The sequence below is a fragment of the Kitasatospora sp. MY 5-36 genome (assembly GCF_001182915.1).
Classification (GTDB): domain Bacteria; phylum Actinomycetota; class Actinomycetes; order Streptomycetales; family Streptomycetaceae; genus Kitasatospora.
Window position 1 is genome coordinate 1 of sequence record NZ_LFVW01001267.1, and the last position, 763, is coordinate 763.

1 pseudogene is annotated in these 763 nt (G+C 79.3%); it reads right to left on the bottom strand.

Going from position 1 to position 763, the window contains the following annotated elements:
• Positions 1-485: 485 nt before the first annotated feature.
• A pseudogene (locus AE652_RS41870) lies at positions 486-763 on the bottom strand (hypothetical protein); the annotation flags it as partial.

Here is a 763-nt window from a genome sequence, read left to right on the forward strand (position 1 = left end):
CGGCCGGCTTCGGCGCGCCGTCGGCCCAGGCCTGCCCGCCGGTGACGGTGGCCAGCAGCGCGGCGCCGGTCAGGGCGCAGGCGGCCAGGACGCGGCGGGCGGGGGAGTGGTGGGTACGGCTCCTGCTCATACGGGGTGTCTCCATCGTGCGTCGGTCGGTGGGTGGTGGCCGCCGGTCCGCGGTGCGGTTCGCGGTGCGGTTCGCGGTGCGGTTTCGCGGGCCCCGGCGGGCCGGTGTCGCGGGACGTCCGTCGTCGGCGCCGGACGCGTACGTCCTCGTCGCGGACGCCCTCCGGCCGCTTCACCCGGTTCGACGGGTTCGGCCGGTGGCGTCGGGGATGACGCTAGGAGGGCCGTGTCGCGGTCCTCGGCCGGTCGTGTCACGGCCGCCCATCGGCTGCGTAACGGCGCGGACGGGCCCTCCGGAAAACCCGACGCTGCCGCCACCCCCGCCCTGCCCTACCGCCCTGCCCTACCGGCCCGCCCTACCGCCCCGACCGCAGGCGGCGGAGCGTCCAGCCCGGGCCGAGCGGCCGGGTGTGGGCGGTGAAGAGTTCGGCGGCGCGGCGGTAGGAGAGGCGGGCGTGGCCGGTGTACGGGCAGCGGTCGCGGTCGGGGGTGCCGGCGGGGGCGCGGCGGTCGGTGAGGAAGAGCGGGCCGGTGGCGCGGCCGGCGACCAGGAGGGGGAGCAGCCGGGCGGTGCCGGACTGCCAGTGCACCGGGGTGCCGGGCGGGTGGCGGGGAGCACCCCCGCGCGGGCCCT